The following is a 21880-nucleotide window of genomic DNA, read 5'->3' as shown; positions in this document are numbered from 1 at the left end:
CCGACGCCGCCGGAGGGCCTACTTGCCGGCCATGTGATCGGCAAGCGTCTGGGCCTGGGCGAGAAGTGCCGGGAAGACAGGCTCGCTCGGCAGGTGCTGGCCCATGCAGGCGCGATAGTCGGCGTCACCTTTTTCCCATGCGACGTTGGCGGCATCATACGCCGTTTCGTCCTTGAGGTCCGAGGCTTGGTAGGCCTCCTGGAATTTCTGGGCGGCGTCGTCCGCCGACGTCCACACGGCGTCGCAGGCCGTAATCTTCGGAACAGGCGGTGCCGCGGGTGCCGAGGCGATCATGACGCTGTTGCCCTTGACGATGGTGACAATGACCTGCTGGTCGGGGTTCGGCCCTATGTCCTGCGCCCAGCCGCCGAGCCGTGCAAAGGCGATGTCTGCGCCTTCGGGCTTCTTCAGGGACAAGTCGAGCGTCCCGGTGAACGCGGCGTCGCTGTTGATCGCCTGGGTGTAGAAAGCATCGAGCTTCAGGGCCGCATCGATGTCGGCGGGCAGTCTGAAGTTTTCGTCGAGTTCGGCTGCCCTGGACTGGAGCCAGCGCTCGAGCAGCCCCCGCGTCGTTGCCACGAGGCTCGGGCCGTCGTCGCTTTTGGCGTATCGCAAACCGTCGAGCATGCCGAACCCGATATCGGCATCGCTCAGGCTTCCGAGATTGATCGTGCCGTTTGCCGGGAAATCGGCAACCGCCAAGGGGCCGAGAATGGTGGACAGACGCCCTTCGAGATCCGCCAGGGCCTTCGCCCCGGCGGCATCGAGCGTTTCCACGGGTTCGTTCGCGCTTGCCAGTGCCGCAATGGCGGCAATCGCCTTGTCGCGTGCAGCGATATAATCGTCCTCCGGCGAGGCCGCGAAAACCGTGCCGGTCACGAGCGCGAAGATGATGGTCCAGACCAGCCGCATGACATACCCCCCTGTGGCGATCCACAAGCTGGGAGCCATCGGGCAGCTTTGCGGCAATTGCGCGGCAGCAACCGCAAGGGATGCAATCGGCCCATTAACCATCGATTAACTATCCGGTCGCCTTTGAATCAAATTTGGCGGATACTGTTTTGGGCCGAACGAGGCCGCTTGAGGGATCTGGAAGGACAGCAATTGTCAGCGTGGCGCGCCGCTTTCGGTCGCGCGGCAGTCTGAATTCAAAAAAGAAGCGACGGACCACCGTCGCCTTGCGGGGAGGCGCCAGCATCATTTTTGATGAGGAGCGCCAGAATGAAGATCGAAGACGCAGTTACGGCAGTGACAGCAAGGACAGCAATTGTCAGCGTGGCGCGCCGCTTTCGGTCGCGCGGCAGTCTGAATTCAAAAAAGAAGCGACGGACCACCGTCGCCTTGCGGGGAGGCGCCAGCATCATTTTTGATGAGGAGCGCCAGAATGAAGATCGAAGACGCAGTTACGGCAGTGACAGCCGAGGCCAACGCGCTGCTATCTTGCCTCGGCCAGCCCGTCGTCGCCTACCACGTCACGGCAATCATGCGAGAGGCAGACCTGGAACACGCCAGGCAGATGCAGCTTGCCTTGATGCGACGAAGCATTGAGGCGCTCGTCGATGACGGCCTCGAGAGTGTGGCCGCAGAGCGTTTTGCCTCGCAGTTCCATGGTCGCGTTGGTTTGACCTGGAGGCTGCTGCACACTGCGGATGGCGTGGCGCATTGAAGGGATGGCTTGCGGAGCAACCAGGTCATAGGGATACGGCTTGAGTCACGCCTTCTGCCTGGCCAACCGCTCCAGCGCATCCACAATCAGGTCACAAAACTTCGGATGGTCGAGCTTCATCGCCACGGTATGGCGGAAGTCGGTCTGCTCGCTCGCCGTGCCGCCGAAATGGTGCATGCCACCCATCTTCTCGAAATTGCAGACCGTCATGCCCTTGGTCCAACGGCCGGCAAGCTCGACGCGGATATCGGCCTTCTCGGTGGTGAAGACGGTCGGGTCGATCATGGCCGCGACGCAGCATGCGTCATGGACGGCGGGATACTCGATCTGCAGCAGGCCGCCATGCGTGGTCGCGATGAACTCCCAGATATCGAGAATGAACTTGGCCATCGGGCCGCCGACGGTGCGCACCCGGTCCTGAAGCTCTTTGGTGGCGAGCGCCTGATGGGTGAGGTCGAGACCCACCATGGTGACGTCCCAGTTGGCGCGGAACACCACGTCTGCGGCTTCCGGATCGCCGTAGACATTGAACTCCGCCGCGGGCGTGATGTTGCCCCTGGTATAGCTCCCGCCCATGGCGACGACCCGCTTCACCCGCTCGACGATGCGAGGATCCTTGCGCACGGCAAGCGCGATGTTGGTGTAGGGACCGACCGGCACCAGCGTGACCGTCTTCGGCTCATGCGCCATGACGGTGTCGATGATGAAGTCGACGGCATGCCGCTTGTCGAGCTCGAACGAGGCGGGCGGCAGTACGGGGCCGTCGAGCCCGGTATCGCCATGGATCTCGACGGCCAGCACCTGATCGATGATGAGCGGGCCGGGAGAGCCCTTCGCCACCGGCACCTTGATGCCATAGGCGGTGCATACCGAAAGCGCATTGCGCGTGGTGTTCTCGACATTGTGGTTGCCCGAAACCGTCGTGATGCCGAGAAGATCGATCTTTGGGTTGCCTGCCGCCAGCAGGATGGCGATGGCGTCATCATGCCCAGGGTCGCAGTCCAGGATGATTTTTTCCATGGTGGGCACCTCCCTTGCCGGCCGAATCTGCTGGAACAAGAGACTGCCGTACCCGCGCCGTCAAGGTTCTGGTGCTCGACCGATCCAGAGCCACCCGGGCCCCCTGCGTAGCCCCGCTTACCCCTTCCGCTTCTCCACCTCGGCCTTCCTCAGCAGGAACCGCTGGATCTTGCCACTCGGCGTCTTCGGCAGTTCGCTGACGAACTCGACCTCGCGCGGATAGGCGTGGGCCGAGAGGCGCTTGCGGACGTGCTGCGCCAGTTCCTCGGCCAGCGCTTCGCTGCCTTGAAAGGCAGGCGCCAGGATGACGAAGGCCTTGACGATTTCGGTGCGCTGCGGATCGGGCACACCGACGACCGCTGCCTCGTTGACCGCCGGATGTTCGATCAGCGCGCTTTCGACGTCGAAGGGGCCGATGCGGTAGCCGGCGGAGGTGATGACGTCGTCGGCGCGGCCGATGAAGGAGATCGAGCCATCGGGCTCGAACTCGACCGTGTCGCCGGTGCGGTAATAGCCGCCGGCTATGGCCGGGGTTTCGGCCTGGTGATAGCCGCCGAACCAGCGCAGCGGCGAGTTGGCGATGTCGACGGCGAGGATGCCGGGCTGGTTGGGGCCAAGCTCCTGGCCCGCTTCGTCGAGCACGACGATGCGGTAGCCCGGCATGGCAAAGCCGGCCGAGCCGTGACGCACGGGGTGCGACAGGCCGTGATGGTTGTTGACCATCATGCCGTTCTCGGTCTGGCCGTAATGGTCATGGATCGGGGCGGCGAGATGGGCGTCGAACCAGCGGATCACTTCCGGGTTGAGCGGCTCGCCGGCGCTGCTCACCACGCGCAGCCGGCCCTTGACGCGGGCGGCTGCCTCGGGTCCTTCGCCCAGCAGCAGACGGAAGGCGGTGGGCGAACCGGCAAGGCTGGTGACGCCGAGGCGCTCGATGATGTCGTAGGTGCTTTTGGCGGTGAAGGCCCCCTCGTTGAAGGTCGTGGCGATGCCGAGCAACAGGGGACCCGTGATGGCGTAGTAGAGGCCGTAGGCCCAGCCGGGATCGGCGATGTTCCAGAAGACGTCGTCGGGCCTCAGGCCGATGGCATCGCGCATATAGGCGCCAAAAGCCATCAGCGCACTGAGCGGCACCGGCACGCCCTTGGGGAACCCTGTCGTGCCCGAGGTCGACATCATCATGAACAAATCGTCGCCCCTGCGCATCACCGGCTTGCACTCGGGTGAGGCGGCGGCGAACGCAACGCGGAAATCGATGTCGCCGGCCGGCAAGGCTTCGCCGGGGGCAAGGATGGTCGCGACCTCGGGGCAATCCTCCACCTCGTCGAGCTTGCCGCGATTGACTGTGTTGGTGACGACGAGCTTGGCGCCACTGGTCTTCAGCCGGTGGTCGATGGCCTTCGGTCCGAAGGCGGTGAACAGCGGCTGGTAGACCGCGCCGATGCGCCAGGTGCCGAGGATGAGCGCCACCAGTTCGGGAATGCGCGGCAGCATGCCGGCGACGACGTGGCCGGGGCCGACGCCGGCCTGTTTGAGGACATTGCCGACGCGCGCGGACATGTCCTTGAGGTCATCGAAGGTGAATTCCCGCAGTTCTCCACCGGCGGAGATGGCGCGCAACGCCAGCCGGTTTTGCCCGGTGTGGCGATCGCAGCATTCGATGCAGGCATTGATGCCCGTGGCGGGATCGCCCTGAAGTTTTGCGATCTCATCCTCGATGCGAAAGTGCGCAATGGCATCGGTGTAGCGCGGCGGCGGCGCCGGTGTCTTGGTCATGGCAGTCCTCCCTGGCGCCGCCGCATCTCCCCATGCGGCGCTGTCGCGTGTGAGCTTGCCTGAAATTGCTGGCGTGGTCGATGCGGCGAAAGTTGGTGGGCGGGAAGGTTGGCGCGAAGGATCACAGCGCTGACAATCTGCGGCAATGCACGTGGTTGACGCGCCCGCCCATCCGGCCGATAGCACCGCCAGAATTGCCCCGAGAAACTCCGATGCCTTCAGACACCAACCTCCACGATGCGCCCGCCGACCCCGACACTGCCTGGCAGGCCGACGTCCGCGCCGGCGTGCGCCATGTGCGCGATATCGCCTCCCTGCCGCTGTCGCCGGCCGAGCGCGCGGCGGCTCAAGTCGCGGCGGCGAACCACAAGGTGCGCATTCCCAAAGCCTACCTCGACCTGATCGACTGGAACGACCCCGCCGACCCCATCCGGGCGCAGGTCATCCCGTCGCCAGGCGAGCTGGAGGAGGCCGACGGCGAACTCGACGATCCGATCGCCGACCATGAATTCAGCCCGGTGCCGCGATTGACGCATCGCCATGCCGACCGGGTGCTGTTGTTCCCGACCTATCAATGCGCGGTCTATTGCCGGTTCTGCTTCCGCAAGGAATCGCTGACCTCGATCGGCCGTGGCTATACGCGCGAGGCGTTGGAGCCGGCGCTGGCCTATATATCAGACCACCCCGAAATCCGCGAGGTGATCCTGACCGGTGGCGATCCGCTGTCGCTGCCCGACAAGGCACTGGCCGAAATCTTCGCGCGCATCGAAGCGATCCCGCATGTGCGTCTCCTGCGCATCCACACGCGCGTTCCGGTGGCGCTGCCGTCGCGCATCACGTCTGGGCTGGTCGCGGCCCTGCAGGGCCGGCTGATGGTCACCGTGGTCACCCATTTCAACCACGCGCGCGAGATCACATCCGCGACCGAGATGGCCTGCCGCACGCTGCGCCATGCCGGCTTCGTGCTCCTCAACCAGAGCGTTCTGCTCAAGGGCGTCAACGACACGATCGAGGTGCTGGAGGAGCTCTGCCGCGAGCTGATGTACCGGCTCGGCGTCAAACCCTATTACCTCCACCATGGCGACCTCGCGCGCGGCATGGCGCACAGGCGCACGACGATTGCGCAGGGCCAGGCGCTGACTGAGGCGCTGCGGGCGCGGCTGTCGGGCATCTGCAACCCCGTCTATGTGCTGGACCTGCCGGAAGGCGGCGGCAAGGTGCCGATCGGGCCTTGCTATGTCGAGGGCAGAGACGGGGAGAGCTGGCGCATTCGCGGGCTGGATGGGGCGGTGAGGGAGTATACGGAGATCGTTGGCGAATAGCGCTAGCGCGCAACGCCATCGACAAACGCCAGCACGACCACGCGCGGGGCAAGGCAGTAGGCGAGGCTGAGCTTGCGGCCCGTTGTCGTCGTCGCGCGGCCTGCGTTCAGGTCGACGGCGATATGCTCATAGCCCAGCACCTCGCGATCGAGGGGATAGACGGCCTTGTAGACGGCTTCCTTGGCGGCAAAGAGGATGCGGCCGGCAAGATGCCGGTCCGCGGCCTCCATCCTGTCTGAAGGGATTGCAACGAGCGCGAAGATGTCGTCGGGGAGAGGCTGCGCGGGCTCGACGTCGATGCCCAGTGAACGGATGTGGCCAACGGGCGCAACCGTCGCCACGGCCATGTCGTCGTCGTGAGCCAGCGATCCGGTTATCCCATCGGGCCAGGCGGGTGCACCGGATGGCGCGCGCAGGATGGCGAAATCGTTGACGCCAAGTTCCGTCAACAGCCCGTGCGCGATCCATCGGGCAGCGCCGCTGGCCCGCCGCATGGCAGGCTGACGCGCGGGGATGGAATGCGCTTCCTCGGGCGAGAGATGGGCCTCGTCGGCGTCGCTTATGACCCGGCATCCGACCCGGACACTGGCGGGCGCGATGGCGATCATCGCCTGCAGCAGGGATGTTTGCGCAAGCGCGATTTCAGGGGAGGGCGTCACAGATCGCTCATCCCTGCGACAAGGCCGAGGACCGCGATCATTTCTCCGTCCTCGTCGATGCCTTGTTCCACGAAGCCGGCGGCGCGATAGAGGTGGCGTGCGGCCTCATTCTCGGGCTCGTAGCAGATCGAAACCTCGCGCACATGGGCGAGATTGCCGATCTCGTCGAGCAAGGCGCGCAATGCGGCCTTGCCATAGCCTTTGCCTTGCTGGGCGCGGTCGATCATGAAGCGGTAGACCAGCGCCTCGTCTTCCGACGCATCGTACATCAGGAACCCGACGACACGGGTCCCGGCCATGATGACGCGCGGCCGCGCGTCTTCGTCGGTTTCGGCTTCTTCCAGGGACTCCGCATTGCTGGCGACGAAATCCATCTGCTCCGGAGCGAGCTCCAGGGCCGCGACCAGGGCACGGTTGGCCCCGGTCACGGAAACGAGACGGATGTCCGCGCTCTTCAAGCCGATGCCTTCTTCAAGCCGAAGCCCGGGAGCCATCGTCGGTGATCGGCTCGACGAAGCGATGCAGCTTGGCCGGGTTGCCGCGCCATATGGAGTAGGGCTCCAGCTCTTCACCCTTCATCACGAAGGAATCGACATCGGCCACCGAGCCTTCGCCCATCACGACGCCGTAGTGGACAAAGGCTGAAGGCCCGAGCGTGCAGCCATTGCCGATGCGGATGTAATCGGACTTGAACGCGCCTTCCTCCAGCGAATGGGCCTGGATGACGCAGCCCTCGTTGAGGGTGACGTCGTCGCCGATCTCGACCAGCGAGCGCTCGGTCAGGTTGCTGCCGCCGTCATAGACGCGCTTGCCGACCTTGACGCCGAGCAGGCGCAGGATCATCGGCCGGAACGGCGTGCCGCTGAACAGGCGCACGATCGGCGAATCCGCGAGCTTCCAGTGGCGTTCGTGGCGCCAGAACGCGACGTCGTAGATCGTCGTCATTTGCGGCTTCAACCGGCCAAAACCAAGGCTGGCCCGCTCGACCAGGATGTAGAACGGAATGGTGATCGCCGAGGTCAGGAGCACGGCGACGAACAGCGCCACCTCAGCCCATTCGGTGTAGTAGTTCAGCGCCCGATCCCAGATCGCCAGCGTGGCGAACAGCATGACCCATTGCGTTGCGATGAACAGAAGGATCGTCACCAGGTTGTGGCGGTTCTTGTGCCGGATGCGCTGGCGCCGGTCAGCCTCGTCGACGCCAGCGATGAGTTCCTTGTCGCGGTTGACCATGCGCGGGATTTCAAAGGCAGGCGAACCGAGAAGCCCGACATTCTCGCGCAACGGCCCATCGATGGGAATCATCACCTTGGTGCCGAGCAGGACGTTGTCGCCGGTGCGCCCGTCCGGCGGATAGTAGATGTTGTTGCCGAGATAGTTGCGCTCGCCGATGCGCGTCGGCTCGAGCCGGAAGGCGGAGGCGGATTTGTGCATGTTGATCATGAACAATCCGTCCGACACCATGGTCTCGGTGCCGATCTCGCACAGAAGCGGGTTTTCGTGCTGCTGGTTGCTGCCGAAGTTGGAACCTGTCTGCACCACCTTGTTGAGGTTCCAGCCGATGGCGCTGATATAATGCACGATCGCCGAGCTGTCGCCGAACAGGAGGCCGAGCACGCGGGAGTTGCTGGTGAATTCGGCGGCGGTCTGCAGCCAGTAGCGGAAGCCGTAAAGCGTGTAGGTGCGGCCGGGTTTCAACAGCAAGCTGACCAGGCGCGGCACCAGCGTCGCCGCCAGGAAGGCCACCGCGATATAGCCGAAAAGCGTGACCGTGGTGCCGATCGCGACAAGGCCGATCGTCTCCTGATAATCGTCGCCGACATTCTCCCAATAGCTGTGGAACAGCAGCGGCAGCGGGATGACAACGGCAAACAGCCCGATCAGCTGGACCGCTTCGAAGAGGAAGCGGCGGATGTTGGAAGGATCGACATTGCGCACCTTGCAATAGTCGGCCGTGGTCGGCACGGCCGGCGACCCATGCCAGTGTTCACCGTCCGGGATGCTTTGCCCGCGCAGCAGCGCGGACGCATGGCCGAGCTGGGCGCCGTTGCCGATCGCGGTGTCGATGTCGAGCGTTGAACCCACACCCACGAAGGCATCGCGGCCGATGGAGAGCGGACCCATATGGATGTAGCCGGACTGCGCGCGAAAGCCGAGAATTAGCGATTCCTTGCGCAGGATGGTGTTGGCGCCAATTGAAATCAGATCCGTGCAGACGGGTACGGATTTGGATTCGATGACCGCGTTTTTCCCGATCCTGGTGCCCAGAAGCTGCAGATAGAAGCTGTAGAGCGGGCTGCCGCGGAACAGGACGACGGGCGCGGTGCGGATCAGTGTCTTGACGATCCAGAAGCGATAGTAGCGCAGGCCCCAGATGGGAAAGGCCTCTGCCTTCCAGCGGCCGATGAGCACCCATTTCGCAAGGACGGCGAAGCCCGTCATGCCGAAGAACACGCCGGTCGAGAGCACCACGCACCTGATATAGAGCTGCAGCGGATCGTCGAGCGCGTCATACATCCAGTTGAGGCCGCCATTGATCGCCCACAGGGCGACATAGCTGTAGAGCCCGTAGAACAGCAGCTGCGCGGTGCCGCAGGTCCAGTAGGCAAAATTCGAGGCCCGGCGGGTGAGGACAGGCTCATTGGTGGCCGTTGTCATCTCCTCCGCCCCGCCCAGATGGAGCGCCAGGCGCGCCACGGTCGGATGCAGATAGATGTCGCGCATCGACGCCGTCGCCCATTCCTTCCTGGTGCGTACGCGCGCGCAGAAATGCGCCATCAGCAGCGAGTTGGCGCCGAGATCGTCGAAGAAATTGTCCTCGACGGACACCTCGTCGAATTTCAGCACGGTGGCCAATGCTTCGGCCAGGAAACGCTCGTCGTCATTGGTGGGCGCCACCATGGCGCGATCGGCCGAAAGCCGCACGCTTGTCGGTTTCGGCAACTGGCGCAGGTCCACCTTGTTGGAGACCGTCATCGGGATCGCCGGCAGCTCCTCCAGGTAGGAGGGCACCATGTAATCGGGCAGGCGCCGCTTCATCGTCTGGGCAAGATCGGCGCGGGAAATCGCCGGCACGCCGGTTTTAGGCGCGTAATAGGCGACCAGTTCGACGCGGCCGGGCTCGATCTCCCAGGTGGTGACGGCAGCCTGTGCGATCTCGGGCTGGTCCAGCAGCACCGCCTCGATCTCGCCGAGTTCGATGCGGTAGCCGCGGATCTTCACCTGGGTGTCGATGCGCCCGGCATATTCGATCTCGCCGATATCGTTGATCCGGCCAAGGTCGCCCGTGCGGTAGATACGCCTGGACGGGTTGTTCGGCAGGCCGAGGAAATCGGCAATGAATTTCTGTTCGGTCAGGTCGGGCCTGTTGAGATAGCCGACGGCGAGCCCGATGCCGGCAATGCCGATCTCGCCCAGTTCGCCAGGCTCGGCAAGCTGTGGCAGCGAAGCGTCGAGAATGACGATCGAGTAGGTCGGCAGTGGCGCACCGATGGTGACGGGGCTGTCCGGCGTCAGCGCGCCCATGGTCGCGGTGACGGTCGCCTCGGTGGGGCCATAGGTGTTGAGGATCCGACGCCCCGGCTTCGACCAGCGCACCACCAGATTGTGCGGGCAGGCCTCGCCGCCCACCAGAAGCGTGCGCAGGCTGGGCACGTCTGATGTCATCGACGACAGAAGCGTCGGGCTGCAGGCCATGCAGGTGATGTCGTGATGGCGCAGGAAGTCCGCCAATTCCTCGCCTACCAGAGGCATCTGGCCGGGCGCCGGCACCACCGTCGCGCCGGCGACAAACGGCACCCAGATCTCTTCGGAGGAAAAGTCGAAGGCGATGGTCATGCCCTGATAGACACGGTCACCCGGCCGGTAGCCGTAGGAGGCGGCGGCGACGCGGATGAAGTTGACGAAGCTCTGGTGCTTGATGACCACGCCCTTGGGCTTGCCGGTCGTGCCCGAGGTGTAGAGGATGTAGCAGGTGTCATCGGCTGAAGCGGTTTTCGCCTGCGGCTTCAGCGGCGCGTCGGACTGTTTGGAGATCTCGGCAGCAGCGCTGTCGATCAGCAGATGCGGAACCGGCAGTTGACCGGCGCGCGACGCATAGGCGGCGATGGTGACGATCAGGCTTACGCTGGCGTCCTCGATGATGAGCGTCATCCGCTCTTCGGGAAACGCGGTAGCCAGCGGCACGAAGGCAGCGCCCGCCTTCATCACCGCCAGCAGCGCAACATAGGTCTCCGCCGAGCGGTCGAGAATGAGCCCGACCCGGTGGCCCGGCCGCACACCGCGCTTGACCAGCAGGCGGGCGAACTGGTTGGCGCGGCTGTCCAGCTCCCGATAGGTCCAGACACGCCCGTCGGAGATCACCGCCGGCAGCGCCGCGAATGTCTGCGCGAGCTCTTCGAACACCGTATCGAGCCGCTCACCGGGCAGGCCTTGCCGGGCAAAGTCGGCGCCCGTCAGGATTTGCCCGCGTGCGACTGTTGCGGGGGCTGTTTTTACCAGCGCATCGAGGCTTGCCAGGCCGGTTTCGGGCTGGCTATCCGATCGGTCCCTGTCCAGTCCGGCGATGTCGAGACCGTGATCCATTTCCATATTTTCCCGTCCTGGCCGGGAATCGCCCGGCGCGGCCATTTTCCCGGCCGTAGCGGGGTGGTTATGCCATCCGATCTTTTCGGCAGTTTTTCCGAACTGTTGAATATTGTTTCTGGAGTGTGTCTGGCCGCTCTTCAGCCTCCCCTTGTTGGCCCTTGCGGGGGAGGGAATGCCGCAGCGCTCTCAGGGAACGTCGGGCTGCCGGTTCAAGGGGTGCGCTGACCCCTGCTGCCCGCATTCGCCGCGCTTTCCGGCCGAATTCAACGCAAAATTCCACTCCTGCAATGGTTGCTACCACGCCGGGTCCCACGCCCGCACAAACACCACGCCCCTATAAGACGCCCCAACAGCGCACCAACGAACCAAGACGGTCGTGCGCTGACAACCTGCCGCCGCGGATCCCGAGGGGATCGCGGCTGGCCGGTTTCGCCCGAAGAGCAGAAGACAGCCTCATGAACGCGATGCGGGCGGCGCGTCGAGGCCGATGTCAACTTTCAAAAGATGGAGACTTGAAATGAAGAAGATCATTTTCAGCATTGCCGCGTTCCTGTTTGCCTCCGGCATGGCTTTTGCCGGCAGCGACCACTTTGACTCGGACTTCGTCCCTGCCGCCGGCAGCTATCCAACTGCCGGTTCCCATTCGATGATCTCCGGCGGCGCGGTCAGCGTCACCAAGAGCATCACCGACAACACCGTGGAGGGAACTGCGACCTCCGGCATGCCTGCACCGGGTTATGGCCAGGGCATCTGGGGCCGCTGACACCAAGTTCGGCCGCCATGGCCGGCATCCAGGCGGCGGCTCGCCCGCCGCCTGGGCTGCGAACTCAGGTCGACAAAGGGCCTGACGACGGCCAGTCCGATGATCTGCTGCTTTATTCCCTGTGGCTTTTCGATAGGAATTTATTCTTTGCATTGTGAGGGCGGCTATGCTACATATTCGTCCACGATGCTGATTTGCGCCAATGACCCGCCGCCCAGGCGGGTTTTGCGAATCTCCCCACAAGTGGGGATGGCCGGCAGGCCAGAGGGGGGCGCCGTAGCGCGCCACCTTCGTGCGGGCCTTCGCGCGCGATCACGCAAATTTTTTGGATCGTTCGGATCGGCGCGGCGTTCTTCCCTGACGCAACCGGAGGAATTGATATGGGTGACGAACGGCACGAAAAAATCCAGCAGCGCGCATACCAGATCTGGGAACGCGAGGGCGGCCTTCATGGCGACCCGGAGCGGCACTGGCACCAGGCCGAGGCCGAGATCGACAGGGAGGCCGCGCTGCCGCTGACAGCAGGCGATGCGCTGCCGGAAACCGGCGAGATCGCCAGTACCGACGTGCTGGAGGTCGAGGCGCTGGCGATGCGCACCGGCCTATCGGGCGACGAGGCACAGGCGCTGATTGACAGGCTGGGCAACGACCGCGCCGCGATCGAACAAGCCGCGCGCAGCCTCAAGGCCAAGCGGAAATCCTGATTGATCAGGGAGAGCGAGATGATCCGGAAACTGAAAGGCGGAAAATACCGGCTGTATTCACGCAAGAAGGACGAAAAGACCGGCAAGCGGCGCAACCTCGGCACGTTCGATACACGCGAGGCGGCGGAGAAGCACGAGCGCGAGGTGCAGTATTTCAAGCGGCATTGAGTGGGTCTCGAAGCCTGGCGAAGGGGCGCCGGCCACCATTGATCAGGGCCTGATCCTCGCCGTCCGTGCACTTTGCCAAAACCAGATTGCGAGCGCGCCGGATCGCCCACGGATCTGTGTTTCCACAGGTCCTTTCAGGGTGCCGGATTTGAACAACGCGCAGTCGCGGCCGGCGACAGCAAGCATTTTGTCACTCACCGCGACGTCAGCATTCTGGTCGGCTGCGATCTCCATCAAGCGACTGGCAACGTTGACAGTGTCACCTATGGCCGCGATGTGCTGACGGCCTTCGCTGCCGAGTCGAGAGGCCACGATTGTTCCGTGGTGGGCTCCGATCTTGAAGCCGAGCCGGGATGCGGTCGATGCCGGCAACGAGGCGAGCCAATCGTTGGTGCGGCTGGAGAGCCCCACACAACAGCGGGCGGCATTGAAGGCGTCATTTGTCGCTGGTTCCGGCAGACCGAACAAGATCATGGCTCCATCACCCATGAAACTCGTGACGACGCCACCGCAGCGCGTCACTTCTTCGTCGACCAACGCATGAAAATTGTTCAGGAGTTCGCGTGTGGCGACCGGCCCCAATGTTTCACTCAGTCCGGTGAAGCCGGACAGGTCGATGAACAGGATGGCGGCGTCTCCCCGCACGGGGTCCGAGAGGAAGTCGCCATGCTTGGCGAGCCACTCCCCCATGCCGGAGGCTTCAACGCGTTGAAGCAATTGGCTCTGCGTTGCGAAAAACTGGGCCCGGCTCCTGCCCAGCCAAAGCTGCGCTGCTCCAAACAAGATAGCCGGCGGAACGGCGGCGGCCATCGGCAACGCGGCGCTCAGCCAGATGTGGTGCGAGAAAGCGGTCATGTTGACCACGAACCAGATCAGGACCACGCCGGCGATCGCCGCCAGGCCGCTGGCGTTTCGCCGCCATGCCAACAGCCCCACGAGAATCATGGGCAGCACCGTTGCAAAGCCGGCATCCGCAAGCCGGACATACTGGTCCCGCACTGTTCCGTCGCCGGTCATCAGATGGGCAATCGCCGTCGACATGACTTCGACGCCCGGGAGTATGGGATCGAACGGTGTCGGGAAGACATCGCCGGTGCCGGTTGCAGTCGCTCCGATCACGACGATTCGATCCCGGATGGTGCCGGGATCGAGTTGGCCCTCCAGCACGGTCGCCGCGCTGATCGTGCGGATCGTGCCGCGCGGGCCGTAGAATGTCAGAGGCAGGATGTGGCCAATGTCGGTCCGGATCGGCCGTCCGCCCAGGGATAGATGATCGGGTGCGATTTCCGGATCCTCGCCTGCCGCCATGGTGGCAACACGCAAGGAGAAGGACGCTTCCAGCTGGTCTCCGGCCCGAAACAGCAACGGCACGAACCGGGGCGTTCCCGTCTTGTCGGTGACCACGTTGACGACGCCGACGGCGGCGGCATCCGAGAACGCTTTCAGGGGCCACAGGAACCGCTCGGCATTCGGCACGCGGGCGAGTGGTCCTTCGCCCTCGGCCCATTGTTCACCTCCGGGGTAGACCGCCGCGGCAGCGATGACGCTTCTACCCCTGCCCAGCGAACGCGCGAGCGCCGCATCGTTGTCTTTTGCCCCGGGATCGACCAGCAGCAGGTCGAGCGCAATGGCTTTTGGTCCAAGGCCAGCGATCGTATCGACAAGCCGGGCAAGCGTGGCGCGGCTGAGGGGATATGTGCCCTCGTGGCGCACCGCTTCATCGTCTATGGCGACAATGGTGATCAGCTCCGGTGGCTCTGCCGTTCCCCGAACAAGCGTTCGCAGATCGGTCATCGTTGCTTCGACGCGATCGAGAAACCACAAATGACCGCGCCAGTGCGCGAAGCCCAGGCCGGCGCCCCAAAGACCCGCCAGGATGAGCGCGATCAGCGTCGGAAGCGCCCGCCTGCTCACCGCGGGTCACAGGCCGAAACGGGCCAACAGTGCGGAAACGCGCTTGGCGGGCCAGCGCTTGACGGTCAGTGGTGCCGTTCCGGGCACGACGTCGACGCCTTCGCCCGGCGCAAGCACCACGCCGGCATCGGACGCCGACCTGTGCACGGCGACGCGACCCCTGAGGACGAAAACAGACGTCTTGCCCTCGCCAGTGTCGACTGCCCATTTGGTGCCTCGCACCGCGGCGATCGCCTGCGGGGTGACAACTGCGAAGCCACCCTGGACCGAGCCGGCCGGTGCATCGAGCAGCAGCGCCTTGCGCCGCAGCCTGACCGCATCGGCCTTGCCGTTTCGATCGCCGTCCTCCAGCGTAAAACGGGCGCCCTCTTCCACAATGATGGTGAGGCCTTTGCGACATTTCAGAATCTGCCGGGCCGTACCGGCCACCGGCTCCAACCGACACCCTGCGTCCTGCGCCAGGGCGGCATCCACCCGGAAGACACCGGCAAACAGGCCAGCCACCACCAGGCTGCGGAAAAATCGGTCCCTTGCGTTCATCGACGTCCCCTTGCTCTTGCGAGCGACAAGAAAATCTTCCGCCGCCAGCCCAGCAGCATGCGAACCGGCACTTGCAGCCGTGTTGCGCCGAGGGATGCCGACCGGCGATCCTAACACGACAAGCCTGCTCCGACACCAAGCAAGGCCGCGATGCGAACCAAGCGCCAACGGCCCTGCCGTCACCCGCAAGATTTCTACGCCACGCGTGGTTGAGCTGGCCTGGGTTTGACCATTGTGGCGAGTACGATGCCGGCGACGATGAAGGCCGCGCCGACGAGATCGTAATCGTGCAAGCCCTCGCCGAGCAGCAGATAGGCGAGCATGGCCACGAACACCGTCTGCAGGTAGAGCAGCATGCTTGCCCGGCTTGCGCCGAGCGTTTCCACGCTTTTGTTGTAGAGATAGTACATCAAGGCGCCGCCGGGGCCTGCCAGATAGGCGAGCGCGAGAATGCTGTGGACGTTCATGGCGGAGCGTTCGTCGTTGAACAATTCCCACACATGGAAAGGCAAGGCGACCAGCGCACCGGCGCCGAGCAGCAGCACGACCATCGGTAGGAGTTCGATGCCGAATTTGGCACGGCGCAAAAGCACGGTATAGAGGCCCCAGCAGAACGCGCTGCTGACGATCCACAGTTCGCCGGCGTTGACCTTGAGTTGCAGCAGCGCCGTCAGGTCCCCGTGGGCAACGATGAAAATCATCCCGGCAAGCGCAACCAGCGCGCCAAGCGACTTCCACAGCCCGAGCGGCTCGCCAAGCACGAAACGGGCGAGCACCATCGTCATGACAGGTGACAGCGCCATGATGATGCCGGCCGTGGTGGCGTCGGTGTCGTTGAGGCCATGGTAGATCATACCCTGGCAGAGCGTGAGGCCGATCGCCCCCACGGCGACGACCTCCAGGGCGCGCGTTCGCAAAAGCCCGATCATCGCGCCGTGATGACGGTGCACGATCGGCAGCAGGATGGCGCAGGCAAGCGTCAGCCGCCAGAAGCAGAGACCCCAGGGCGGCATTTCAGGCGCCACCCATTTGGCCGCGATATAGACACCAGCCGAAAGCAACCAGCACAGGACGGCGGCCGGATAGCCGGCCAGGGAGGATATGGAGCCGACCACGGGTTGCGCGGCTTGATGCGCTATCGGCATTGCCTGCATGTCATGCCCCCTTCGATGACCTCGGCCAGACGGGCAACATAACCTGCGTCGTTGGGTCGTGCATCCGTTTTGAAAGGGTGGGGAACCTGCGCTCGGCTGCCTATGTCCTCGATGGAATAACTATCTCAGTCCGCCTTGCCGCCGGAAGGCATTGCGGAAAAATCCATCCACATCGCGCCCACGGCATGGCCATCGGGATCAGCGAGGTCGCGGGTGTACATGAACCCATGATCCTCGACTGGATTGATGTCGGCGGTGCCACCGTTCGCGGCAGCCGCCGCGGCCATCGCATCGACCGCCTCGCGGCTGTCGAGCGACAGCGCCAGCATGACCTCGCTGGACGTCGATGGCGGGATGGGGCGCGTGGTCATGGTCTGCCATTTTTCACGGCTGAGCAGCATGAAATTGATGTGGTCGCTCCACACCATCCCGGCGGCCGCCTCGCTGGTGAAGCTGGGATTGTTCTTGAACCCGAGAGCTTCATAGAACGCCATGGACGCCTTCACGTCGCTCACCGGCAGGCTCACGAAAATCTTCTTGCTCATCGATCATTCCTTTGGTTGTCGAGATGCCAGCGAGTGGCGCCTGCTTTAAGACGGTTGAGCGCCAGTAGATCCGACACCGCATCTCGACTTTTTTTAATCGCCGGCGCAGCAGCATGATGCCGAGGCACGCGTTCACTTTGGTATCGGGTGTCTGCTTTTCGCGAGCGTCATTGGCACTAGGCCGCGATGGATGTCGACCTGGAAGCCGCTCTGTCGCTGACGGCCGACTATGCACTGCCGGAAACAGCTCCGATCTGCTGGAGGTCGAGGCACTGGCGGCCGGCCTATCGGGCGACGAGGCACAGGCGCTGATCGACAGGCTGGGCCGCGCGGCCATCGAACAAGCCGCTCGCCGCCTCAAGGGCAAGCGGAAATCCTGATCGGGGAGAACCAAGATGATCCGGAAACTGAAGGACGGAAAATACCGGCTTTATTCACGCAAGAAGGATGGGAAGACCGGGAAAAGGCGCAGGCTCGGGACTTTTGATACGCGGGATGCGGCTGAGAAGCATGAGCGGGAAGTGCAGTATTTAAGCGGCATTGAAGATTACACTACATAGCTGTATCGCATGTCTCGCGGAACCTAATTTTGTGCCTGGCAGGCGCGCGAGCGCAGGTCGTATGGTCGTCGTGTTCAGACATCCGCCCCGAAATAATCTTTCAAATCTGCCAGTATTTTTATCAGCTTCGGATCGATATCAGCTGGGGAAAGCTCCTCTATCACTCTTGCCGCAGTCAACGTTACTCCCAGTCGAGTCTGCACTGATTTAGCCAGCGCAGAGAATATCGCTTTTCCCGGTGTAACAGATCTCCTAAATACGGGATTACCCCAATCTTCCGTAAATTTTCTTTGAAATTGAATCGCCAGTTCTGGCGTATTAGCTCTAGGATTGTTTGACAAGCTGTATTGAATGAAGTGGCCCATTCGTTGACTGAAAACCTGATCTCTAGATTTATCTATCAACTCCTCGATTTCGTTCTCAACGCTATCGAGAATCGCAGTCGTTGTCGGGCTGTTCGTATATTTTTGGACGACTGCTCGAACGGCCTTGGGTACCAGTAGTACGTTCTCAATTTCTTTGCAGGGAAGAACAAAGCAGAAGGCTCCAGCCTTCAACATATCCGCTTCAAATTCGTCGATCTCCTCATCTGAACGATAGTCTCGATCGAAAAGTGCTGCCACCTGAACGTCTAGCTCAAAGAACTCCTTGAAAACCCAGGCCGTAGTTGTAACCCGATTCCAGTTGGAAAAGCCGTCGGTTTTCATCAAGGTGACTGACGAACCCGACAGGTAATCAATGCCTCCAAGAGATTTCGATACCTTTGAAAGAAGGCGGTTGTCGAAACCCTCAAAATACAGAACCTTTCTGGTTCTGGCCAAACGAGCAAACTGGGCGTTCTCAGAGCTGCCAATTGCCGAGTAAATTTCTGGATAGTTCGAGTCTGTCCGAATTCGTTTGGCGGATCTCGCCGAAGGCCGGACGATGAGGACATCACCCGCATCTGCTGCGTTGATAATCTCGGTTGAATGAGTGGCAATGAAAAACTGTTCCACCCGTTGCGAGACTATCCGTAGTAGCCGGTGTTGGAGGTCCGGATGAAGGTAGATGTCAGGTTCGTCTAGGACCAACACTGAGCGGCTGTCTGCTTGGGTCAGATGCATCATAGTTTGCATCCAAACCTGGAAGCCAAAACCGGACCACTGTACTTCTCGTACGTTAGGGCCATCTCTGAAGTACATTCTGACGATGTTTCGATCGCCACGCTCAATTTCAGGTCGCATAAGGCGGGTGCCAGGCCATCCATACTCGACCAAGTCCGAAAATTCTTCGAATTCTTCCCGGGTCTTGTGGAGCCAAAAATTTCGAAAATTTCGGCTCGCTAGTCGCCCAAATCGATTTCGTTCAATCGTTTCATGTTGCACAACCTCCTCATTTTGCTCCAGAGGACTGAGAGTCGGAACGACGACAATCTCTAGAGGAAACTGATTTCTCAGGTAGGTGCTGCCCTTTTGCGCTCTCGTGTCAGAAACAAGGTAGCATTCCAAGTCATAACTTGGATCAAGAACGATTACAAATCTGTTCCCATTAGTTGCTGTTAAGACAATCTTTGCCTTTTGATCTTCGAAATTGTGAACGCAGTATCGCAGGTCAACTTGAATTACGGACTGTGGAACCGAATACGTAGAGCATACTCCGTCCTCTCCGTGTGATTTTAATACAGCAGTTCGCCTCTTGGCGAATCGAAGGGCATCGAACGCTATACGCAATGCGTCAAGGGAAGTGGATTTTCCAGCATTGTTCGGTCCGACCAAAACGTTCTTTGTGCGCGCAGATATTGTGAACCGTGGGAACGATTTGTAGTCGAAGAAATCTAATGTTTTTATCTGCATCGCTGATTGGGTGCTCCGCCAACTACATAGCTGCTAGTATCATCTAAACGGCCCGGAGTGCGGGCTTGGCTTCGAACCACGTTCTCCTCGACCATCGGCGGCAATCGTTGCGCTACAAGGCGCTAAGTTTTCGGCGGGCCGCAGCGCCCCTTGAGGATGGCGATTTCCGCCTCGTGGTCGCCACCTGACATGGATGCGACCGGCACACCGATCAGGAACACCCCTAACGCATCTCCAGTCGCAGCCTTATTCTGCTGATTTGAAATGACGGCTAGGCGCTGCCGGTCAGCCTGAGTGCAGGGACCGGAATTTGGAATTCCCGATATCTTGTCCGGCGGTGTGGCGCACCCTGCCAGGCCGGCCAACACCGATATTACCAAAACAACGCGTTTCACTATTCCCCCACTTTTCAACAGACCCAACCCGTCGACAACATTACGTGGTGCATGACGTTGCACAAGTATTGGGCGGTGCGTCACACACGATTATTTTTGACAACCAGCGCTGGCCATCCGTCGCACTTGCCGTTCTTATGGCAGCGGCGTTGAGGCTGCCGAATGTGCAGCCGGCTCAATTGCTGTAAAGTTCGGCAGGGACCTTGCCAGGAACGTTAATTCCGACGCCCTTCCCACCCCTCCCATTAACCATTCGTTAACCATTCCCTCGCTAGCGTTTACCTCTCAGTAAGGATTCGCCAGCCGTGACCTTTGCCGCTCCCCTCGAGGCCAAATCCATTCGCTTTCGCGCCCGCTCCTTCGTCGCTTTCACATTGACTCCGGAAAATCCCTTGGCGGCCTGGTTGGAGGGGCTCGACCACTGGATCGGCAACTCGCCTGGCTATTTTGCCGGCCGGCCGGTGGTGCTTGATCTCAACACCTTGAAGCCCGATGTCGCCGCGATCGAATCGCTGGTCGATGTGCTTGGCCATCGCGGCATCCGCGTCTACGCCATCGAACTCGACGGCCACACCGCACTCGAGCCCAACCTGCCGCCGGTGCTGGTCGGCGCCAAGGAGGCGACGACCGATGGGTTGCTGCCCCGCGAGGCGCGGGCGGAGGGTTTCGACAAGGCCGAGGGCAGGGCGCCTGAAGCCGGCCCGGGCGGCAAGGCTGGCGCAAGCAAGGCGGACGATAGCGAGCCGCAGGTTGCGCAGGAAGCATCCGGTACGTTGATGATCAAGGCGCCGATCCGCTCCGGCCAGGCGATCGTGCATCCGCATGGCGATGTCATCGTGCTGGGCTCGGTCGCGTCCGGCTCGGAGATCATCGCGGCGGGTTCGATCCATGTCTACGGCACGCTGCGCGGGCGCGCTTCGGCGGGCGCGCTGGGCAACAAGGGTGCGCGCATCTTCTGCCGCAAGAACGAGGCGGAGCTTTTGGCGGTCGACGGCTGGTACGTGACGGCCGAGGAGATGGAAGGTGTTTCGCGCGGCAAGCCGGTGCAGGCGTTTCTCGATGGCGAGAGCCTGCGGGTTTCGACGCTGAGCTGACATTCGATATTGGGGCGGCTTTGCCGCCCGGCCAAGAACAACAAATGAACAACAACGGAGGCTTTTCAATGGGCAAGGTAGTGGTGGTCACCTCGGGCAAGGGGGGCGTCGGCAAGACGACCTCGACGGCGGCCCTTGGTGCCGCGGTCGCCAAGACCGGCAAGAAGGTGGCGCTTGTCGATTTCGACGTTGGCCTGCGCAACCTCGACCTGATCATGGGCGCCGAACGCCGCGTGGTGTTCGACCTCGTCAACGTCATCCAGGGCACGGCCAAGCTTTCGCAGGCGCTGATCCGCGACAAGCGGGTCGAGACGCTATTCCTGCTGCCGGCCTCGCAGACGCGCGACAAGGATGCGCTGACCGAGGAGGGCGTCGGCGAAGTCATCGACAAGCTGCGCTCGGTGTTCGACTACGTGTTCTGCGACAGCCCGGCCGGCATCGAGCGCGGCGCGCAGCTCGCCATGCGCTTTGCCGACGAGGCGGTCATCGTCACCAATCCGGAAGTGTCGTCCGTGCGCGATTCCGATCGCATCATCGGCCTGCTCGACGCCCGCACCATGAAGGCGGAGCAGGGCGAGCATATCGCCAAGCATGTGCTGGTCACGCGCTATGACGCGGCCCGCGCGGCGCGTGGCGAAATGCTCTCCATCGACGACGTGCTGGAAATCCTGTCGGTGCCGCTGCTCGGCATCATCCCCGAGAGCCAGGATGTGCTGCGCGCCTCCAACCTCGGTTCGCCGGTGACGCTGTCGGAGCCGCTCAACACTGCTGCACGCGCCTATCTCGACGCCGCCAGGCGGCTGGAAGGCGAGGAATTGCCTGTTATCGTGCCCTTCGAACGCAAGGGTTTCCTCGATCGTCTTTTGGGAAGGAGGGCGGCATGAGCCTGCTCGACATCTTCAAGCGGCGCTCCAGCGCGCCGGTGGCGCGCGAGCGGCTGCAAGTGCTGCTTGCCTATGAGCGCCGCAACCGCAGCCAGCCCGACCTCGTCTCCATCCTGCGCGAGGAGATCATGGCCGTCATCGCCAAGCATGTGCAGATCGACCAGGACTATCTGCAGGTCTCGATGGACCGCGGCGAGACCATGTCGACGCTGGAGATCGATATCCAGATCCCCAACAAGAGCGCCGTGCCCATGGCGATGGCGGGGTAGGATCTAAGGCTGGGGAAGGTCGCGATCC

General features: G+C 62.5%; 22 protein-coding genes. 9 read left to right on the top strand and 13 right to left on the bottom strand.

Annotated elements, in window-relative coordinates; genetic code table 11:
- Window positions 1–18 precede the first annotated feature (18 nt).
- On the bottom strand, window positions 19–912 hold the full coding sequence (locus EJ076_RS26320; protein ID WP_126069812.1) for a hypothetical protein: 894 nt from the start codon (window positions 910–912) through the stop codon (window positions 19–21).
- Between the two features lie 236 nt (window positions 913–1148).
- A complete protein-coding gene (locus EJ076_RS26315) occupies window positions 1149–1364 on the bottom strand; it encodes a hypothetical protein (RefSeq protein WP_126069811.1) in 216 nt (71 codons plus the stop codon).
- Between the two features lie 20 nt (window positions 1365–1384).
- Here EJ076_RS26315 and EJ076_RS26310 point away from each other — a divergent pair, with 20 nt between their 5' ends.
- Window positions 1385–1666 (top strand): hypothetical protein, encoded by a 282-nt coding sequence (locus EJ076_RS26310; protein ID WP_245462886.1) that lies wholly within the window; start codon window positions 1385–1387, stop codon window positions 1664–1666.
- Window positions 1667–1711: 45 nt separating this feature from the next.
- Here EJ076_RS26310 and EJ076_RS26305 read toward each other — a convergent pair whose 3' ends face one another.
- Window positions 1712–2686 carry a nucleoside hydrolase gene (locus tag EJ076_RS26305; protein WP_126069809.1) on the bottom strand — a complete coding sequence of 325 codons (975 nt, stop codon included), beginning with the start codon at window positions 2684–2686 and terminating at the stop codon, window positions 1712–1714.
- A 117-nt stretch (window positions 2687–2803) separates the two neighbouring features.
- Window positions 2804–4462: an acyl-CoA synthetase gene (locus EJ076_RS26300; RefSeq protein ID WP_126069808.1), complete on the bottom strand. Its 1659-nt coding sequence runs from the start codon at window positions 4460–4462 to the stop codon at window positions 2804–2806.
- Window positions 4463–4674: 212 nt separating this feature from the next.
- On the opposite strand from EJ076_RS26300, the gene EJ076_RS26295 reads away from it, so the two are divergent.
- Window positions 4675–5784: a KamA family radical SAM protein gene (locus tag EJ076_RS26295; RefSeq protein ID WP_126069807.1), complete on the top strand. Its 1110-nt coding sequence runs from the start codon at window positions 4675–4677 to the stop codon at window positions 5782–5784.
- A gap of 2 nt (window positions 5785–5786) precedes the next feature.
- On the opposite strand, the gene EJ076_RS26290 is transcribed toward EJ076_RS26295, so the two are convergent.
- From EJ076_RS26290 to EJ076_RS26280, 3 genes are read right to left on the bottom strand one after another with little or no spacing between them, the layout of a single operon-like run.
- Window positions 5787–6443: a 4'-phosphopantetheinyl transferase superfamily protein gene (locus EJ076_RS26290; RefSeq protein ID WP_245462885.1), complete on the bottom strand. Its 657-nt coding sequence runs from the start codon at window positions 6441–6443 to the stop codon at window positions 5787–5789.
- Window positions 6440–6901, bottom strand: coding sequence for a GNAT family N-acetyltransferase (locus EJ076_RS26285; protein ID WP_245462884.1), 462 nt, complete (start codon window positions 6899–6901; stop codon window positions 6440–6442). The genes EJ076_RS26290 and EJ076_RS26285 overlap by 4 nt, the downstream gene beginning before the upstream one ends.
- Window positions 6902–6914: 13 nt before the next feature.
- Window positions 6915–11033, bottom strand: coding sequence for a Pls/PosA family non-ribosomal peptide synthetase (locus tag EJ076_RS26280; protein WP_126069806.1), 4119 nt, complete (start codon window positions 11031–11033; stop codon window positions 6915–6917).
- 514 nt (window positions 11034–11547) lie between these two features.
- Here EJ076_RS26280 and EJ076_RS26275 point away from each other — a divergent pair.
- The 3 genes from EJ076_RS26275 to EJ076_RS26265 all read left to right on the top strand — a co-directional run bounded on the left by EJ076_RS26275 (window position 11548) and on the right by EJ076_RS26265 (window position 12665).
- Window positions 11548–11793, top strand: a complete 246-nt coding sequence (locus tag EJ076_RS26275) for a hypothetical protein (protein WP_126069805.1) — start codon at window positions 11548–11550, stop codon at window positions 11791–11793.
- Window positions 11794–12173: 380 nt separating this feature from the next.
- Window positions 12174–12497, top strand: a complete 324-nt coding sequence (locus tag EJ076_RS26270) for a DUF2934 domain-containing protein (RefSeq protein ID WP_126069804.1) — start codon at window positions 12174–12176, stop codon at window positions 12495–12497.
- Window positions 12498–12515: 18 nt separating this feature from the next.
- Entirely contained in the window at window positions 12516–12665 is a 150-nt protein-coding gene (locus tag EJ076_RS26265) for a hypothetical protein (RefSeq protein ID WP_109660636.1), read from the top strand.
- Window positions 12666–12707: 42 nt separating this feature from the next.
- Here EJ076_RS26265 and EJ076_RS26260 read toward each other — a convergent pair whose 3' ends face one another.
- The 4 genes from EJ076_RS26260 to EJ076_RS26245 all read right to left on the bottom strand — a co-directional run bounded on the left by EJ076_RS26260 (window position 12708) and on the right by EJ076_RS26245 (window position 16818).
- Window positions 12708–14579, bottom strand: coding sequence for an adenylate/guanylate cyclase domain-containing protein (locus EJ076_RS26260; protein ID WP_126069803.1), 1872 nt, complete (start codon window positions 14577–14579; stop codon window positions 12708–12710).
- Window positions 14580–14585: 6 nt separating this feature from the next.
- Window positions 14586–15119: a FecR domain-containing protein gene (locus EJ076_RS26255; protein ID WP_126069802.1), complete on the bottom strand. Its 534-nt coding sequence runs from the start codon at window positions 15117–15119 to the stop codon at window positions 14586–14588.
- A gap of 194 nt (window positions 15120–15313) precedes the next feature.
- The gene (locus tag EJ076_RS26250) at window positions 15314–16273 is read right to left on the bottom strand and encodes an EamA family transporter (RefSeq protein ID WP_126069801.1); all 960 of its coding nucleotides are present in this window, start codon (window positions 16271–16273) and stop codon (window positions 15314–15316) included.
- Between the two features lie 125 nt (window positions 16274–16398).
- The gene (locus EJ076_RS26245) at window positions 16399–16818 is read right to left on the bottom strand and encodes a VOC family protein (protein WP_126069800.1); all 420 of its coding nucleotides are present in this window, start codon (window positions 16816–16818) and stop codon (window positions 16399–16401) included.
- Window positions 16819–17213: 395 nt separating this feature from the next.
- On the opposite strand from EJ076_RS26245, the gene EJ076_RS26235 reads away from it, so the two are divergent.
- Window positions 17214–17378 carry a hypothetical protein gene (locus tag EJ076_RS26235; RefSeq protein ID WP_126069799.1) on the top strand — a complete coding sequence of 55 codons (165 nt, stop codon included), beginning with the start codon at window positions 17214–17216 and terminating at the stop codon, window positions 17376–17378.
- 74 nt (window positions 17379–17452) lie between these two features.
- Here EJ076_RS26235 and EJ076_RS26230 read toward each other — a convergent pair whose 3' ends face one another.
- Both EJ076_RS26230 and EJ076_RS26225 read right to left on the bottom strand, forming a co-directional pair.
- Window positions 17453–18601, bottom strand: coding sequence for an AAA family ATPase (locus EJ076_RS26230; RefSeq protein WP_245463111.1), 1149 nt, complete (start codon window positions 18599–18601; stop codon window positions 17453–17455).
- 731 nt (window positions 18602–19332) lie between these two features.
- Window positions 19333–19605 carry a hypothetical protein gene (locus EJ076_RS26225; RefSeq protein WP_126069797.1) on the bottom strand — a complete coding sequence of 91 codons (273 nt, stop codon included), beginning with the start codon at window positions 19603–19605 and terminating at the stop codon, window positions 19333–19335.
- Window positions 19606–19910: 305 nt separating this feature from the next.
- Between EJ076_RS26225 and minC the strand changes: the two genes are divergently transcribed.
- The 3 genes from minC to minE all read left to right on the top strand — a co-directional run bounded on the left by minC (window position 19911) and on the right by minE (window position 21852).
- On the top strand, window positions 19911–20699 hold the full coding sequence (minC, locus tag EJ076_RS26220) for a septum site-determining protein MinC (RefSeq protein WP_126069796.1): 789 nt from the start codon (window positions 19911–19913) through the stop codon (window positions 20697–20699).
- A gap of 68 nt (window positions 20700–20767) precedes the next feature.
- Complete coding sequence (gene minD / locus EJ076_RS26215; protein WP_126071144.1) at window positions 20768–21583, top strand: septum site-determining protein MinD; 816 nt, start codon at window positions 20768–20770, stop codon at window positions 21581–21583.
- On the top strand, window positions 21580–21852 hold the full coding sequence (gene minE, locus EJ076_RS26210) for a cell division topological specificity factor MinE (RefSeq protein ID WP_126069795.1): 273 nt from the start codon (window positions 21580–21582) through the stop codon (window positions 21850–21852). Before minD ends, minE begins: the two co-directional genes overlap by 4 nt.
- The last annotated feature ends 28 nt before the right edge of the window (window positions 21853–21880 follow it).

The sequence above is a fragment of the Mesorhizobium sp. M7D.F.Ca.US.005.01.1.1 genome (assembly GCF_003952545.1).
Classification (GTDB): Bacteria; Pseudomonadota; Alphaproteobacteria; order Rhizobiales; family Rhizobiaceae; genus Mesorhizobium; species Mesorhizobium loti.
The sequence above is the reverse complement of the archived record's forward strand: the minus strand, read 5'-3'. Positions and strand labels throughout refer to the sequence as shown.

What these genes read in the sequence shown, in the direction of transcription:
- EJ076_RS26275 (WP_126069805.1), top strand. Translation starts at nt 11,548, where the DNA reads ATGAAGAAGATCATTTTCAGCATTGCCGCGTTCCTGTTTGCCTCCGGC.
- EJ076_RS26245 (WP_126069800.1), bottom strand. Translation starts at nt 16,818, where the DNA reads ATGAGCAAGAAGATTTTCGTGAGCCTGCCGGTGAGCGACGTGAAGGCG.
- EJ076_RS26255 (WP_126069802.1), bottom strand. Translation starts at nt 15,119, where the DNA reads ATGAACGCAAGGGACCGATTTTTCCGCAGCCTGGTGGTGGCTGGCCTG.
- EJ076_RS26310 (WP_245462886.1), top strand. Translation starts at nt 1,385, where the DNA reads ATGAAGATCGAAGACGCAGTTACGGCAGTGACAGCCGAGGCCAACGCG.
- EJ076_RS26280 (WP_126069806.1), bottom strand. Translation starts at nt 11,033, where the DNA reads ATGGAAATGGATCACGGTCTCGACATCGCCGGACTGGACAGGGACCGA.
- EJ076_RS26230 (WP_245463111.1), bottom strand. Translation starts at nt 18,601, where the DNA reads ATGCGACCTGAAATTGAGCGTGGCGATCGAAACATCGTCAGAATGTAC.
- EJ076_RS26315 (WP_126069811.1), bottom strand. Translation starts at nt 1,364, where the DNA reads ATGATGCTGGCGCCTCCCCGCAAGGCGACGGTGGTCCGTCGCTTCTTT.
- EJ076_RS26235 (WP_126069799.1), top strand. Translation starts at nt 17,214, where the DNA reads ATGATCCGGAAACTGAAGGACGGAAAATACCGGCTTTATTCACGCAAG.
- minE (WP_126069795.1), top strand. Translation starts at nt 21,580, where the DNA reads ATGAGCCTGCTCGACATCTTCAAGCGGCGCTCCAGCGCGCCGGTGGCG.
- minD (WP_126071144.1), top strand. Translation starts at nt 20,768, where the DNA reads ATGGGCAAGGTAGTGGTGGTCACCTCGGGCAAGGGGGGCGTCGGCAAG.
- EJ076_RS26250 (WP_126069801.1), bottom strand. Translation starts at nt 16,273, where the DNA reads ATGCAGGCAATGCCGATAGCGCATCAAGCCGCGCAACCCGTGGTCGGC.
- EJ076_RS26305 (WP_126069809.1), bottom strand. Translation starts at nt 2,686, where the DNA reads ATGGAAAAAATCATCCTGGACTGCGACCCTGGGCATGATGACGCCATC.
- EJ076_RS26265 (WP_109660636.1), top strand. Translation starts at nt 12,516, where the DNA reads ATGATCCGGAAACTGAAAGGCGGAAAATACCGGCTGTATTCACGCAAG.
- EJ076_RS26295 (WP_126069807.1), top strand. Translation starts at nt 4,675, where the DNA reads ATGCCTTCAGACACCAACCTCCACGATGCGCCCGCCGACCCCGACACT.
- EJ076_RS26270 (WP_126069804.1), top strand. Translation starts at nt 12,174, where the DNA reads ATGGGTGACGAACGGCACGAAAAAATCCAGCAGCGCGCATACCAGATC.
- EJ076_RS26320 (WP_126069812.1), bottom strand. Translation starts at nt 912, where the DNA reads ATGCGGCTGGTCTGGACCATCATCTTCGCGCTCGTGACCGGCACGGTT.
- EJ076_RS26300 (WP_126069808.1), bottom strand. Translation starts at nt 4,462, where the DNA reads ATGACCAAGACACCGGCGCCGCCGCCGCGCTACACCGATGCCATTGCG.